Raw genomic sequence first — 15,807 nt, 5'->3', positions numbered from 1 at the left:
CCTATTATTGGTAATGAGTTTTAAGGCTGGAAGCAGCACCGCCCCATGTTATTGTTTCTGAAGTTTTTAAAAAAGCCGTGGATGAAGGTTATGTGCCGATGCCGCCGCTAAACCTGGTTACACTGGTTTTAAAAATGTGCTATACAATTGCACGTTTGTCCTACTACGGAAGCCACTGCAAAAACTACTTTTGTGCCAGCAAAGAAATCATTCACTTAAAAATATTTATCATGAAAACAAAAATGAAAGTGATCGCATCTTTAAAAATCTGGATTGCTATCTATCCTTCTATCACTTTGTTTCTTTACCTGTTTGGGGAAAAGCTGGCTGCATTACCATCGTACCTGCGAACATTTCTGTTAACCATTTCATTGGTGTCCTGGATTGTATTTGCTGCTGTTCCATTTATAGATACAATACTTAAAAGAGTTGCATCTAATAGTTAGAACCGAAAAAATAAAACGCGTCGCTACTATGATGCAAATACAAAGACGTGACTTTATAAAAATGGGTACGATTGCAATACAAACTATTGCGTTACCATTTTCTTCTTCAACAATACTAAATATAACATGGCACCCGAAAATAAATTTGATGTAATCATTATTGGAGGCAGTTACTCCGGCCTTGCTGCCGGTATGGCACTTGGCCGGGCCTTAAGAAAGGTATTAATAATCGACAATGGAAAACCGTGTAACAGGCAAACACTTCATTCGCACAATTTTCTTACAAACGATGGAAAAACACCCACTGAAATAACAGCATTGGCCAACCTTCAGGTAAGCAGGTATGAAACCGTTCAGTTTTTCAATGGTCTCGCTGTTGCGGCAAAACAAATTGAAAAGGGCTTTCAAATACAGGTGGCCACCGGCGAAATATTTATGGCAAAAAAACTAATTTTCGCAACAGGCATCCGTGACATGCTTCCTGCTATTGAAGGGTTTGCACCATGTTGGGGAATTTCTGTGCTCCATTGCCCGTACTGCCACGGCTACGAAGTAAGAAATGAAAAGACTGGCATATTTTTAAATGGTGATGCTGCCTTTGATTTTGCCAGGCTTATAGCTAATTGGACAACGGATTTAACTTTGTTTACTAATAAACCTTCTACTTTATCTGCCGAACAGTCTGCAAAGCTCGAAAGTCACCACATCAAAATAATTGAAAAGCAAATTGAAAAATTAGCTCACGTTAAAGGGCATCTTGAAAGCATTGTTTTCAGCGATGGTACAACAACACCCTTAAGCGTTCTATATGCACCCGCTCCATTTGAACAGCACGGCACAATATCACAATCATTGGGGTGTGAACTGACTGAAGATGGATACATCAAAGTGGATCATTTGCAGGAAACTACCATAAAAGGTATTTATGCTGCTGGCGACAATGTAAGCCGCATTCGGACCGTAGCAAACGCAGTGTCGATGGGAACAACTGCCGGCATAGCCATAAGTAAGAAAATGATTTTAGAAGAATTTTAAAACAAATAATTATGAAAAAAAGCTGGGATGAAATGTATAAAAATATGTGGGATGAACGCTATAAAGAAACGACGTATGCTTACGGTAAACGGCCTAATGTCTTTTTTAAAGAATGGCTTGAAAAATTTACACCCGGTACCATTTTAATGCCTGCGGATGGTGAAGGCCGCAATGGAGTTTTTGCTGCACGTTTGGGCTGGAAGGTAACCTCCTTTGATTTGAGTATTGAGGGAAAAACAAAAGCATTGGCACTGGCAAAAGAGTTTAATGTTACGCTAGATTATATCGTTGCAGACCTGGAGCAACTCGACTTCAGCAATGAACCTTTTGATGCAATCGGGCTGATCTATGCCCATTTTGCAGCCGATAAAAAAGCAGCATTTCACGCTAAATTGAATAAATATTTAAAGCCGGGAGGACTAATTATTATGGAAGCTTTTAGCAAAAATCATATTGCACTCAATAAGCACAATCCCGGTGTTGGCGGCCCGAAGGATATTGACATGTTGTATTCTAAAGAGGAAGTATTGAAAGACTTTGATGGCTATCAGGTGCTGAAATTGGAGGAAGAAGAAATAAGTCTGAATGAAGGGAAGTACCATAACGGACAGGGTTCGGTAATAAGGTTTGTTGGAAGGAAAAGATAATCGTCGAATGTTATTAAAGAAACAATCCGATTCGCAATTTTTAAAGGAAATGTCCCTGGTTGTTATTTTTTGTGCATGAATTGACCTTTACCAGTATGTGACGGAGTCTTAACTAGTTGGTTTCTATATGGCCCGTTCGTAAGTCTTATTATTTATCTTTTTTCAAAAACACCTGCAGGTTTAGCCTTGCTTTATGAAAATTACTTTTGAGGTACCTTCGGAAATGTTGAGTTTATTAGCAATTTCCGCATGCGAATAACCTTCTATGGCATACAAGTCAAAGACCATTTTATAAACTGGTGATAACTGCTGGATGCAGTGGATTATGTCTTTGTGCTGTAATATTCCCACGGCATTTTTACAGGTATCTTCAATTGCTACCTTGGCGGGCTCCACTATTACCCTTCCTTCCTTTTTATTATACTTCCTTAAGTGATCAATGCAGGCAAATATTATTACTTGTTTAAACCACGCCATAAATGAAGCAGCTGTATTCTCATTTCTCGGCGCAAATTTTTTCAGCTCCCTGAAAATTTTAAAAAATCCGTCATTTACCATTTCTACTGCATTATCATAATCTGAAGTATATCTAAAAGCAATTGACATGGCATATCTGTAATACCTGTTGTACAATTGTCTTTGCGCCGCTCCTTCATTAAGCCTGCAGCCATCCAGGATCATTTCAAATTGTTCATGTTGTGAATCTACCCGTTCTGTTTGTTCCTTAAGAATGATCTTTTTCATAGTAAGAATTATTATAGCAGTCAGAAAATAGCAGAACTAATTTTTCAGTAATTGTAATTTTTAAGCCATGCAGCCTGGATCAATAAAATTACCCGGGCAATTTTTTAAACGGCAACTTTTTGCAGTTTCGCCGGCATAGGTATAGACTAAAAAAAGGTTGCTTTGCAAGGCAGAACATTGTGCACAGCCTGGTTAAAATAGTTGCAACAAGATTTGTCAAAACCCGTCCAGCAGGCAACCGTGACAATATACTTGCTCATCCACCGGAAGCACGCCTGAAAAAGGCCCACCTTACATTTTCAAAAACACGGATCGTAGTTGATTTAAAAACGGCCTTTGGCGCTTTTTCTTCAGGTGAAAGAATTGTTGGTATTTGTGGTTTTATAAAAGTGCCACGATTGAAACAGACCATCGGGAAGAGATTGCACACGTGTCTGTTAAGACACAATATGCAAGTCAGGGAGTCGGTACCAAATTACTTTAACTGATCATTAATAAAGCTTTTGACAATAGGCAGCATGAGCAAATAATACTGGGCGTTGTTTATACAAATGACAATGCAGTAAATTTTTATCAGCAATAAAAAGTAAGGTAATGAATCTTCCAGTCCTGATTCTCGCCTGTAAGAAAAGTTGTTTTAACCAGGAGCAGGATTTAACTCTAATTAATCAGCAACCGGGGCTGCCTCAGTTTTTTAAGATTCGCTGTAATTGTCTTGCTGTTTTAAAGCCGCACTGGGAGGCGATATATTCAATAGTATAATCAGGATTATTCAGCATTGTATTAGCATACTCTTTTCGTAGCAGTGTTAAATATTCCAATACCGTAGAGCCCGTTTTTTCTTTAAACACCCTGCTCAGATTTCTTGGACTCATACCCACCAGCGACGCCAGGGATTCAATACTGTTCTCTTTGGAAAGATTATCAATCAGGTGATCCTGCACCTCATGTACCTGGGGATTGATGTGATTCCTGTAGTCGAGGTATATGCTTTGTTGCTTATGCCTGCCGCTCCTTCTGTGATAAACAACCAGTCCACGGGCAACTTTATGCGTAAACAGTGCACCTTTTAAATCTTCAAGAATGGCTAATGCCAGGTCAATACCGGCACTGATACCTGCGCTTGTGTAAACATTGTTGCTTTTTATGTATAGGATATCTTCAACTACTTTTGCCTGTGGAAACTGTGTTTGTAAGGCCTTCACTCTTCTCCAGTGCGTGGTACATTCGGTATCTTTCAGCAGTCCTGCATGCCCCAACGCAAAAGCACCGTTGCAAATTGAACATACAATTACTTTCTTTTCCGAACATTCTTTCAGCCAGTTAAAGAATGCCCTTTCGGCTTTAAATGGAATACTGTTAATATAGTCGTTGTCCATGCCGGGTACAAAAACAAAATCTCCTTCTTTTAATTTTGCTTTTTTATAATTTTCAATTTTACCAAATCCAAGGCCGGCCGTGCTAACGGGTTCCTCGCTGTACTGATAAAATTCCATTTCTATTTCGAAACCATAAAATTTAGCTTCTGTAAAAACCTGGACAGGACCGGCAAGGTCCAGCAGTTCGACCGCAGGAGGGATGATAAAGGCTACCTTTTGCATATTATTTTGTTCTTTAAATTATTTAATAAAGGTAAAGCGATGTTTTGCTGAGAGCCGGACAAGATGGTGTCAATTACAGACAGTTAAATTGCTTTCAGTTTCACGGATATTTTAAAATTACCGGATAAATATTTAAGCTGCCAACCGTGTAGCAAATTGAACCCGAATCCATGGCTTTCCTTTGCAGCTTTAGCCATATCAGCGATCGTTTTTCACTTCATCAATTTCGTTCTGTATTCTTTTATTGATATCAATCTTAGCCTTTATAAAAACAAATATGGTTGTTCCATATTCCCTGGCAAAAGAATTTGTTATTGCCCCTGCTACATACGCAGTGTCAAAAAAAGGACTTGATTTTTTGAGTTCACTGCCTACGCCCTCCACTGTTTTTACCCTTATCAGATTAACAAATTTTGTATCCAGTACAAACCAGTTGATATAATCTGCATTAAAAGAAACGGCCCTGTTGTTTTTATTTTTTGTATAGTAATTGATAGCCCCGGCCTGGCCATAATTGTCACAAAGAATGAGCGTGTGTTCACGCTCCGGAAGCGTTGAATCAATTGAGTCAATCTTGTGCGCCAGCTCTTTCCAGCCAAGCATGTCTGCAAAGTCCTGTGGCAGGGAATGGTCTTTGCCGTCTTCCCAGCGTAATAAGCCCCAATTTTTATATGCTCCTGGATGACCTGCAATATAGGCGGGGCTTTTATTTGGAAATATTATTTTGTATAGAGGGATGAAAAATAATAATGGCAGGGCTATTACAAGGGGCTTTAAGTATTTTTTCCAGCCAGGTTGTAAAGTCCTTTCGAGGTAAACGGAACCAAAAGCTATGTAAACTGGATATAATCCGATGGCATAGTAGCTTTTTGCTTTCAGGTAAGTAAAAATTGCCAGCGTAAAGCACAGTGTCCAAAAGAAAAACCTGTATTTTTTGAACGGCGGGTAAAATAACAGTGCATACAGTGCTGAAAAAATCACCAACAATGAGCCGATAAAAAATAGCAACTGATCTTTTAAAAAACTCCACCTGTTTACATTAACCAACTGTGTTTTAGCCAACTGTTCCAAATGGTGAAATACAGGAAAGTGGTTGTTATACTGCCATGCAAGATTGGGTGAAATCAATGCGAGGCCAGGTAAAATTGAAAGGTAAAAATGTTTATTGGTAAAAACCGGGCGCCTTGTTAGTATGAGAGCGGGCACAAGTCCTGCCAGCAAAAAGACAATATTATATTTATTTAAAAAACCGATAGCAAACACAGTCATTGCTATGTAAAACCATTTCGGATGTTCATCATTGGAGTATTTCACTAGAACAAAGCAAAAGGTGGTCCAGCAAAGTACATCCAGCGAATTGGGATGATATAATAAGTTCAATCGCAGAAGAGCGGAAAATAATACGCAGGTGGCGCCTGATATCAATGCAAAAAGATTTCCGTTCAATGCTTCAATGGTTTTCCAGACAACTACTATTGTCAGCGCACCAAATAAAGCAGGAAAAAATCTAACCCAAAAAAGGGAGTTGCCTAAAAAGATGATGATGCTGGAAATCCAGCTTGTAACAGGAGGTACCGAGGTATATCCCCAGGCCAAATGTTTTGCCTGGTCAAGATGTAAAAACTCGTCCCTGTGCAACTCATATTCCTGGCCCACTACCATGTATTGCAGCAGCAATTTCGCAATTACAAAGAGTATTAAGATGTTTATTTTCTTTTTCATTCATTTATATTTTAACCCTGCTACAGCTAACCTGTGTCAAGTTAATTTAAAATTTCACATTTAAATCCCAGGTTATTCAGATCTTTTTCAAGTTCCTCTGTATGGGAATTTTCCTTCCATTTAATCAAAAAACTTTTCGGAATTATGCAAGTCAAAATTTACCCCGGCATCAGAAAATACTTTTGTCACGCTAAATTATATGCATTTTGCAGCTGCCTTACTTTGACCATTCATCTATCGTGGTATAAGTATTTATTTGGTGAGCCATTTATGTCTGAACTTATTTTGATTTTTACAGGTGCTCTGAACATAAAGTTATCCGTAATGGGATAATCCGGGAAGACAAACTTCTGTCATAAACAGACATAAAAAAAGCCGCCCCTATAAGGAACGGCTGGAGGTTGCTTCAACAGGATTAACTTACTTACAATTTGCACAAGTACAGTCAGCACCGCAGTTGCAGTTAAGACAGTCGCAGTTTGGGTTACTGCATTTTACATTTTGTGCGCCCTGGTTTTTTGTTGTCGTTGATTTCATGTTTTTATTTTTTAATTTTTATTTGATATCACAAAAGTAGTTGGAGAAAGAGGGGTGGTTGTTACATTACTTTGGGTAAACGTTGTACAATTTTGGGTTTAAATTTTATCCAGCGATTTACGCTTTGCAATACCAATCTCTTTAAAGTAAGTAGGCGTTAGCCCGGTTATTTTTTTAAATTGGGAGGAGAGATGTGCCGTACTGCTGTACTCAAGATCAAAGGCAATTTGCGATAAAGTCAGTTGCCCGTAAATTAATAGCTCTTTGGCTTTTTCAATCCGCTGTTCAATAAAATAATTTTCAATAGTTCTTCCTTCAACAGAAGAAAATAAACTGCTCAGGTAAGTGTATTCATGACTCACTTTTCCGGTAAGATAATGTGACAGTTTTATTTTACTTTCCCTTTCGTCAACTTCATTCCGGGCCCGTTTAATTACAACCTGCTTAATTTTTTCAATGAGTCCGCCGGTATAATTGTCAATCAGTTCAAAGCCAATTTTATCCAGCTTATTTACCAGCCGCTCCTGTTGGTCCGGCGATAGGTTTTCCACCAAATTGATCTCACCAAAATTTACATTTTGAAAGGGGATTGATTCCTTTTTTAAAATGTCCTCCACCGCAAGTATGCAGCGATGACATACCATGTTTTTAATAAGTAATGTTGTTGAAGTCATAACGATGCTATTTTAATTATGTGCCTTCATTTTCAAGTTTCGCTTGTTAAGAATCAAAAGGTATACAGCAATGGTAAAGTCGAGCGAGGAACAAAATAAATCGTAGTGCGGGGGAATTAATCCGGGGTCCTGAAAATAGTGGTATGCAATATCCCAGCAGCCATGCAGGAAATACCCTGCAGCCAAAAAGTTGAGGCTCTTTTTAATTCCATAATAGGCCAGGAACAAGAACAGGATTGCCTGCGCACAATTTACAACGAGTGCCTGCAAATTCGTCCAGGCAAAGCCAACGTAGAGAAATCCAATTCCTGCAAGTGCCATGCCATAAATTATCTTTTTATCCAGTTGTTTTAAAAGACCAATCAATAATATTATTAAAAGCCCCGAAGAAATTCCGATGATTGTTGCAGCCATTGTTTTGTCGTTTAATATGTCAATGTTTTTATTTTATTCTTTCAAAATATTCAGTGCGGCCAAACAGAGAAATGCCAACATATCCTCTTACTTTAAGTTTATCGCCTTCCAGGTTCATTTTGCAGGAGTACGTTTTACCAGTTTCCGGATCATATATTTCACCGCCACTGTATACCCCGTTATTGTAAGAAAACTTAGTTAACAATTCCAATCCCAGCACATCCCTGCTTTGTAATTCTTTTGCCGGGTTTTTAGTGTCCTTTTTGGGTGTTGCCAGCCATATAAATTTCCCAAAGTATTGCTGCCCCTTTATATAAATTTCAATTTTTGCATCTTTTTTAGGCGACCAGTATATCCCGATAATTTCATTGGGAGAAATATTTTTCATCTCCATAAATGCCTGTGAAAATAGTGACAGTAAAGTCAAAAAGATAACTGTGTGTAGTTTTTTCATAACCTTTATTTAAGTTTATCGTTAGTGATTATATTCTTTTTATTGATTTTATTTTTGCGTTAACTTATTAGTTGTAATCCAGCGATATTTTTACAAATTCGCCGAACCGGGTTCCATATTGCTCATTGATTCTTTTCAAACAAATATCAATCGGGTATTGGGATTGGACTGTATCGTAACAGATTATTTTAGCATTGTTAAAAATCGATCCGCCAACTTTTGGAAATGAGGAGGATTTCAATAAGTGCACTTCATCCAATCCTTTTAACCGGGCTTTACCTGTATTTATCAATGTCAGTCCATATTTTGTATGGATAGTAGAGTCGTTTAAATTGAAAGTGGTAAACGATGCCGGGAAAGTGCGGCCATAGGTCTCTATGATGCTTGCCATTTCAAATTCATTCATTCCATTGTCGAGCAGCATACCTATGTTCCTGTTCTTTCTAAACATAACTTTTTTAACCACAGTAAATATATTGCTGCCACCGAGTGCCACACTTGTATGTGCTGTTTTTATTGCATTGCCGGGGTAAGAGATACTTGTCAAAACGGTTTGCATTGTTTCCCTGCCAAACAATTCATTGATAACCGTAAGGCTGCCTTCCACAGCATTGGATACACCCGCGGTACTGTAAAGATTGCCGCTATTTGCAACCGCAACATCTTTTATCCAATCCGGTTTACTGAAGTGTTTTTTCAAACCGGTAAAGTCAGATGCATGACAGGTTAATGGTTTGCCATCGTAGAGCCCGGTGGCAGCTGCAGTAGATGCGCCATCACATACGGCCAGCATTTTAGTGGTTGGTGTAAAATGGGTTTTTATCCAATGGATGATTACCGGATCCTGCTGCTCATCTCTTGTTGATAAGGCCGGAATTACAATAACATCAGCCTGCAGTTGCATAGCATCGGCTTCGTCAAAAGTTAATTGTGGTGCTACAAACAGGTCCCGCTTTATTAAAATGGGCGTTTTGTCTTTTGTAATGATATACACATTGGCTTTTTCAGTTGCATTGAATAAATAGAATGGAGCCAACATATCAAACAGTACGGTCAATCTGGAGTCTGCTATGATGAAGACATTTTTTTTTGTCGTATCATGAACCAGCTTTTTGATCTCAAAATTACGTTCACCCTGCCAGGGGGCTGGCGGATGTGTAAGATTGCGAACAGGTCCGCAAGCATTTAAGCATATTGCTGCTAACAATAATAAGCTTACTGCTAAAGCTGAAGTTTTAAATATTTTCATGATGATGATAGTTTTTGATGGCAAAAAAATGCCTTGTAATTAATATTTTTTCGGAGAATCTGCCGTCAAAAACAGACGGCAAAAAATGACAGCCATTCTACTGACTAAGTATTGAATTAGTAGTCCTGAATTTCAGATTTTGCGAATTGCTTTTTAAAAGCAAAATGATACCGCTCACTTTCACCAATGCGAACAGGATAGGCGTTAATGAATACCCAACCGTCTCTACTCATATAATTCATGGCATCAATAATGGTATTAAATTTTTTAATTTTTCCACCATAAGTTTTAAGCCTTGTATCCCGCCAAAAACTTTTCTCTTCACCAAAGTCAATATCAATGGTTACTTTGTTGCTCAATAGTCTTTGAGTAGCGATTAGCTGGCAATATTGTTCAATCGTAGATGTGTCCCGCTGGGCATTTGAAGCCTGGGAATACAATAAGACTATCGCGATTACTAATATCTTTTTCATGTTATTTATTTTGTTTTATTTGATTTATATGATTGAACACTCCAAGATTGCCGTTGGTATGTGAATTGGGTTTTGAAATTTGCACCGCAATATTTCCAGGCAATCTCCCAGTGCCCGGCTTTATTTCAAGTGATACACATTTCAGAAATAAAGCAACGGAGCCGACAGCCTGTAATCCAAATAAGATTTTTTTCATGTTGTTTTTATTTCCCTGCTATTTGATGATGTAAAGGTATTGTGGCTTTCAGCGCCTTAAAGGACAGCATGATGTCAAAAACGGACAATCCATTTTTACTACTTTTACCGAAGAGATGCTTTTAGATTAGTTATAGAAAGAAGGGATTGTAAAACGCTGATTTTAAAAAGCATTAAAAAAGTTATGCTCCAGCCGGATAAAAAATCCATTTGGTGCGGTTCTTAATAAACTGCTGCTTACTTGTTTTCTATAGCCTATATCTATCCTGCTTTCGCTGTTAAATATCAATTGAATGGAAGGCGCAATATCCAGGTAATATTTTCCTGATCCGGTATTAACCTGGCTTAAGGTTTCTACCATCAGGTTTATATTTGTCTGATGGTAATTACTGTATTCCTTCGGTAACATTAATTTTCCAATTGATAAACTGTAGTTGATTGCCTTGTTATTTTTTGTGCCATATACATATTTGTTGTTGTTGCCGTTGTCCACCGCTTTTGCCAGTGATATGGAAGAGGATAAAGCAACCTTATGTAATAATTGAGTAACTACCATGCCTGCTTCAAAACCGGTGTTATGGCCGTACATATTGATTTCTTGCTGGTGAATATCACTGTTATTAAAACTCATTGTTCCAAAAGCAGCCACACGGAAATGCTTTTGTACTGCATCATTACTAAGGAACCGGTACTTGGCATAAATACTGCCTCCTTCTCTTTTAAGTTGTTTGGTCCGGTTACTGAAAAAGGCGTTGGCGTTAATCATCAGTTTCTTTAATACACCGATCCGTATTTCGGGAATGAGGTGATAGTTTATTTTTGAAGAGTTGGTCTCATCCATAATAGAATTATCAATCCTGAAACCAATACTTCCGGCAGCCATATTACTGGCCGGTTCCGTCATTGAAAACAATTCCTGGGCATGACAGGACAGGGAAAGAAAAAGCATTCCCAATAAAAGTAACTTCGTCATTGTTTAAATTTTTATGGATGATATTAACAAATCTGATGGCTACAGACTGACATGAAAGGTTTCAGGAGGTGAAGCTATAAAAGAATTCATTTTATATTCCTTTGGTGACACAAAGCCCTTGTCCAGTATTTTGACTTGTTTGTCACCGTTTAAAATATGCTCCCCGGTATTTACAAAAAGAAATGTTTTATCCTGAAATATGACAGGTTGCCGGTCCTTCACCCGGACATTGTCAAAATGAATATTGGCAACAAAAGCGCAAACAGTAAAGCCTGCGCTTTCAACGCTTTTTCTTAGCATGTCAAAATTGATAACACTGTTTGGTTTAAATGAAATTTCAAAAGTGGATGTCTTAATTTCTGCATCTACCTTTTGAACAAAATCGAGTTTCTTCAATGCTTTGTTAATTGCATTACTGCACATGCTGCATGTTAAACCACTTGCCTGTAAAGAAACAGTCCTAACCTGTGCCCTTGCCGTGAATGATGCAGCGATGGCAATAAAAAGAATAATCTTTTTCATCTTTATAAGTTTTTTAATTTTAAGTTTTAAATTTTTGGTGCCAGTAATTTGTATAGAACAGGCGTTACAACCCTTGAAAGAATTAATGAACTAATCAGGCCACCAACCAATACCCATGCAAGCGGAGAATATAAGGGAGAGTGCTCCAGTATAAGTGGAATTAAGCCGCCGATGGCTGTCATAGTGGTTAGAATGATCGGTAAAAAGCGTGTTTCACCTGCTTCATGAATGGCTTCATCCAATGTCTTTCCTTCACGGCGGAGATGGTTGGTATAATCTACTAACAGGATTGAATTTTTTACCTCAATACCTGCGAGTGCAATGATGCCGATGACCGCAATAAATGAAAGGGTGTTGCCGGAAATTAATAATGCTATTACAGCTCCGATGATTCCAAGCGGTATAACAGAAAGCACGATCAGGGTACTTTTGAAAGTTTTAAACTCCAATAATAAAATTGCCAGGAAGCCAAATACGGTAATGAGTATAATTTTTCCAAGGCCGCCAAAACTATGGGCCTTGCTTTCTACTTCGCCCGCAACCATATAACTAAAGCCCTCAGGCATACGAAGTTGCTCAAGTGATTCCACCACTTTATTAGTAACGGCTTCGGTGTTGAATCCCTGGGCTACTGAACTTGAAATAATGATGTACCTTTTTTTATTGTAGTGTTTGATTGTAGGAACAGAGGTTTGAAAATTAAGATTGGCCAGTTGATTGATGGGCACCATGGTACCTGAATAAGATGGTACATAAATTTTATTGAACACATCCAATGTTTGATTTTTCTCCCTGCTCAGACTTACCGAAATAGGATAATCATCTCCTTTTTGATCTTTATAGTTGGCGATATTGATACCTGAAACACCCAACCGGATGGTTCGGTCTATTTCTTTCAGCGCAATGCCCAGTAAGGCTGCTTTATCCTTGTTGATATCTACTTTAATATCTGTTTTATACGTTTGTAAAGGGTTATTCACATAAAGTGTTCCTTCGGTAGATTTGATGATCCCTTCCACTTGTTTTGCCATTTGCTTTAACGAGTCCAGGTCTTCACCAAATATCCTGATCACAATGGGTGCTTCAATCGGCGGGCCCTGCTCAAATTGCTTTATTTCAATTTTGGCATCCGCCACATTGCTGAACCTGCTTCTTAATTGCTGAATCAATTGTTCAATCTCCGGGAAATCCATTTCCTCTAACCGCACAAACAGTTGAGCATAATTAGGCGATTCATTTTTTTGAGCAATATTGTAATAGATACGGGGATTGCCTTTACCTATATTGCTGGAAACTGATTTTACTTTTTGTTGCGCTGCTATTACACGTTCCACCTCATGGGCAAGACTATCCGTTTTATAAATGCTGGTACCAAGCGGCGTTTCTATATTAACCAAAAACATCGGTTTTTCCGATCGTGGGAATAAACTGAATCCAACAACTTTAAACAAAAAGAGGCTTCCAACAAAAAGCAATAAGGCAATACCAAGCGTTGTTTTAGGTTTAGACAAAGCCTTGTCAAGCAGTTTGGAATAAGAGCCTGCAATTATTTTTTGCAAAACCTGCATAAATATATTCCCTGCCGGGTTGTGATTTTTTTTGAGCAACCTGCTTGCAAGAAAGGGGACAATGGTCATGGAAACAAAAAGAGAAGCCAATACAGTAAAAATAACAGCCATTGGCAGGCAACGAATAAAGTCGCCCGAAGTTTCCGGAAGAAAAACGATTGGTAAAAATGCAACAATTAAAATGGCCGTGCAACCCAGTACTGCGATTGCAATTTGTTTGGTTCCCTTAATCGCAGCATCCATTCTTGAATAGCCATTGCGTAAGTACCGCTCTATATTTTCCACCACTACGATGCTGTCATCTACGAGCAAGCCCAATGAAATAATTAAGCCTACAATGCTCAACTGGTTAATGGTATAGCCGAAACTATCCAATAAAAATAATCCGATAGCTATTGAAAGCGGAATGGAGATCATTACAATTATTGATGCCCGGCTACCAAGAGGGATCAGTGTTATAAGTACGAGCAATACCGCTATTAAAAAATCTTTTGAGAAATGAGACAGCCGCCTGCTCACATCCTCAGCTTGCACAAAACCTCTTTCAAGTTTTACAGAAGTTGGCAGTGAAGCAGTAAAACCGGACAAGAGTTGCTCCACCTGTTTGTTGATGGCAATGATATTCGTTTTGTCTTTTTCACTGATTGAAACAAACAGCGCTTTTTTTCCGTTGAAGCGGGCTATGTAGGTCTCATCCGCATGTTTCATTTCAACCGCAGCAATATCTTTTAAATAAACAATCCGGTCGGCTGTAGCCAATACAACCGTATTTTTAATTTCATCCAATGAAGCATAATCGCCACTGGTTTTGATATTGAATTTTTTTCCTCCTGCATCAACGCTTCCTCCCGGAATATTTTTAGCATCGCTTTGAACGGTGGCCAGTACAGCATTCAGGGAAAGTTTGTTCTGAGCCATCTTTTCCAGGTCTATTGAAATCCTTACCTGCTCCTGGGGATAGCCATTTATTTTAACCTTCTTGATATCGCTGATTGTTTCCAGGCTTTTTTTCAACCGGTCCGCTTCATCATAAAGTTGCCGGTAAGTGGCACTGTCTCCCACCAAAGCCAGTTGATAAGTATTGATATCAGATGCCGTAATTTTCTGAATATCTATTGACAATAAATCCGCAGGTAACGATGACCTCAGAGCGTTCATTTCTCTTACCACTTCATTGTATTTTTCATCCGGATTTTCTTTGTACATGAATTCCACTTCGGTAACACAAACCCCATCATTGATATCAGAACGGATTCTTTTAATATTATCCAGTTCATTTAATTTTTCTTCAATAGGGTCTGCCACCAGTTTCTCCATATCATTCGGACTGGTACCCGGATAAACCGAAACAACGACAAATGTGGGTGGCGTGAATGTTGGATCTTCGCCTCTTGGCATGTGTAGTAATGATCCGAGACCCAGTGCCAGCAGCAATACAAAAATGATGATGGTAAACTGGTAATTTTTAACCGAAAATTCCGTGATTCTCATGACTTAAATTATTAAGATGATTAATGTTGAATTGCTAAGGGGAGCTTATCAGATAAGTAAGCACCCCCATCAGTCACAACCTCCTGCACATTTTCAAGACCTGACCTGGCAGCAACCATATCCTTTAATATGTAGGCGACTTGAACCTTGTGAATGGTTGCCATTTTTCTATTAAGGGATACAGAAAAAACGTTTGCGCTTTTTGCATCAGCTTCGTGAATTGCGGCAACCGGGATAAGATATACTTTGTCTGTTATTGTTGGCAAAATCTGTACTTTACCAATGAGGCCGTTGGCAAATTTTTGTGACCCCGGATTGATTTTTAACTCAATTGCAAAAGTTCCAGAACCCTGATCTGAAGCTTGTGCTATATTGGAAACCGTGGCAGGAAATATTTGTCCGGGGTAAGCATCTAATGTTACTGCTGCTTTATCTCTTAAACGAATGCGGGCCCAGTCTTTATCAGCTACTCCAACGCGAATTACCCAGTCCTCTTCATTGGTAGAATTGATGATATATACGGGCGTACCAGGCGCCGCCATTTCGCCCTCGTTGCCCAATTTACTGATGACCCTTCCGGACACAGTGGAGTAGATCGCAGAGTACTGTTTGTTAAACGAGGCTATCTTCAGCGATTCTCCACTCATCTGCAATTCTGTACTGGCATTTTCCCATTGTTCCTTAGTAGTCCCACTGTCTTTTAGTAAGTTATCAGCCCGCAGAAAATCCCGTTTTGCTTTTTTGTAAGCAGATTGAAGCTGGGTAACCTGGGCATCAACCTCCGTCATATTTAACATGGCAAGCAGTTGCCCCTTGTGCACCATCTCGCCTTCTTTAACATACATGCGGGAGATAACTCCACCGGTTTTAAAACTAAGTCTTGCTTCAATTCCGGAACTAACAATTCCGCTGCTGATAACCGGCACAGCATACTCTTTAAACTCTACCTGTTGTGTTCTTACGGCAATAGGCTGGGTTGGCTTGTCTGCAATTGGTTTGTGGTGGCAGGCCTGCAAAAGCAACACCATCGCCATCAATTTTAATAATAGTTTCTTTTTCATT

At 38.8% G+C, this 15,807-nt stretch carries 15 protein-coding genes; 3 read left to right on the top strand and 12 right to left on the bottom strand.

The window, feature by feature from the left end; translation table 11 throughout:
• The first annotated feature begins 230 nt into the window (after positions 1-230).
• The 3 genes from JWR61_RS07490 to JWR61_RS07480 all read left to right on the top strand — a co-directional run bounded on the left by JWR61_RS07490 (position 231) and on the right by JWR61_RS07480 (position 2,128).
• Positions 231-446 (top strand): hypothetical protein, encoded by a 216-nt coding sequence (locus JWR61_RS07490; protein ID WP_301927228.1) that lies wholly within the window; start codon positions 231-233, stop codon positions 444-446.
• 126 nt (positions 447-572) lie between these two features.
• Entirely contained in the window at positions 573-1,481 is a 909-nt protein-coding gene (locus JWR61_RS07485; RefSeq protein WP_301927227.1) for an NAD(P)/FAD-dependent oxidoreductase, read from the top strand.
• 11 nt (positions 1,482-1,492) lie between these two features.
• Positions 1,493-2,128, top strand: a complete 636-nt coding sequence (locus tag JWR61_RS07480) for a bifunctional 2-polyprenyl-6-hydroxyphenol methylase/3-demethylubiquinol 3-O-methyltransferase UbiG (protein WP_301927226.1) — start codon at positions 1,493-1,495, stop codon at positions 2,126-2,128.
• A gap of 180 nt (positions 2,129-2,308) precedes the next feature.
• Here JWR61_RS07480 and JWR61_RS07475 read toward each other — a convergent pair whose 3' ends face one another.
• The 12 genes from JWR61_RS07475 to JWR61_RS07420 form a co-directional block, all read right to left on the bottom strand.
• Complete coding sequence (locus JWR61_RS07475) at positions 2,309-2,872, bottom strand: RNA polymerase sigma factor (protein ID WP_301927225.1); 564 nt, start codon at positions 2,870-2,872, stop codon at positions 2,309-2,311.
• A gap of 686 nt (positions 2,873-3,558) precedes the next feature.
• On the bottom strand, positions 3,559-4,473 hold the full coding sequence (locus JWR61_RS07470) for a GlxA family transcriptional regulator (protein WP_301927224.1): 915 nt from the start codon (positions 4,471-4,473) through the stop codon (positions 3,559-3,561).
• A gap of 198 nt (positions 4,474-4,671) precedes the next feature.
• Positions 4,672-6,195, bottom strand: a complete 1,524-nt coding sequence (locus JWR61_RS07465) for a glycosyltransferase family 39 protein (protein ID WP_301927223.1) — start codon at positions 6,193-6,195, stop codon at positions 4,672-4,674.
• Between the two features lie 635 nt (positions 6,196-6,830).
• The gene (locus JWR61_RS07460) at positions 6,831-7,406 is read right to left on the bottom strand and encodes an AraC family transcriptional regulator (protein WP_301927222.1); all 576 of its coding nucleotides are present in this window, start codon (positions 7,404-7,406) and stop codon (positions 6,831-6,833) included.
• A 12-nt stretch (positions 7,407-7,418) separates the two neighbouring features.
• Complete coding sequence (locus JWR61_RS07455) at positions 7,419-7,820, bottom strand: DUF6010 family protein (RefSeq protein ID WP_301927221.1); 402 nt, start codon at positions 7,818-7,820, stop codon at positions 7,419-7,421.
• 28 nt (positions 7,821-7,848) lie between these two features.
• The gene (locus JWR61_RS07450; RefSeq protein ID WP_301927220.1) at positions 7,849-8,274 is read right to left on the bottom strand and encodes a DUF2147 domain-containing protein; all 426 of its coding nucleotides are present in this window, start codon (positions 8,272-8,274) and stop codon (positions 7,849-7,851) included.
• 67 nt (positions 8,275-8,341) lie between these two features.
• Positions 8,342-9,523, bottom strand: coding sequence for a DJ-1/PfpI family protein (locus tag JWR61_RS07445; RefSeq protein WP_301927219.1), 1,182 nt, complete (start codon positions 9,521-9,523; stop codon positions 8,342-8,344).
• Positions 9,524-9,639: 116 nt separating this feature from the next.
• Positions 9,640-9,996 carry a hypothetical protein gene (locus JWR61_RS07440; RefSeq protein ID WP_301927218.1) on the bottom strand — a complete coding sequence of 119 codons (357 nt, stop codon included), beginning with the start codon at positions 9,994-9,996 and terminating at the stop codon, positions 9,640-9,642.
• A 358-nt stretch (positions 9,997-10,354) separates the two neighbouring features.
• The gene (locus JWR61_RS07435; protein ID WP_301927217.1) at positions 10,355-11,164 is read right to left on the bottom strand and encodes a hypothetical protein; all 810 of its coding nucleotides are present in this window, start codon (positions 11,162-11,164) and stop codon (positions 10,355-10,357) included.
• A 39-nt stretch (positions 11,165-11,203) separates the two neighbouring features.
• Positions 11,204-11,686 carry a heavy-metal-associated domain-containing protein gene (locus JWR61_RS07430; RefSeq protein ID WP_301927216.1) on the bottom strand — a complete coding sequence of 161 codons (483 nt, stop codon included), beginning with the start codon at positions 11,684-11,686 and terminating at the stop codon, positions 11,204-11,206.
• Between the two features lie 26 nt (positions 11,687-11,712).
• A complete protein-coding gene (locus JWR61_RS07425; RefSeq protein WP_301927215.1) occupies positions 11,713-14,745 on the bottom strand; it encodes an efflux RND transporter permease subunit in 3,033 nt (1,010 codons plus the stop codon).
• A 20-nt stretch (positions 14,746-14,765) separates the two neighbouring features.
• On the bottom strand, positions 14,766-15,806 hold the full coding sequence (locus JWR61_RS07420; protein ID WP_301927214.1) for an efflux RND transporter periplasmic adaptor subunit: 1,041 nt from the start codon (positions 15,804-15,806) through the stop codon (positions 14,766-14,768).
• Position 15,807 lies beyond the last annotated feature (1 nt).

It is taken from the genome of Ferruginibacter sp., assembly GCF_028288465.1.
GTDB lineage: Bacteria > Bacteroidota > Bacteroidia > Chitinophagales > Chitinophagaceae > Ferruginibacter.
The sequence above is the reverse complement of the archived record's forward strand: the minus strand, read 5'-3'. Positions and strand labels throughout refer to the sequence as shown.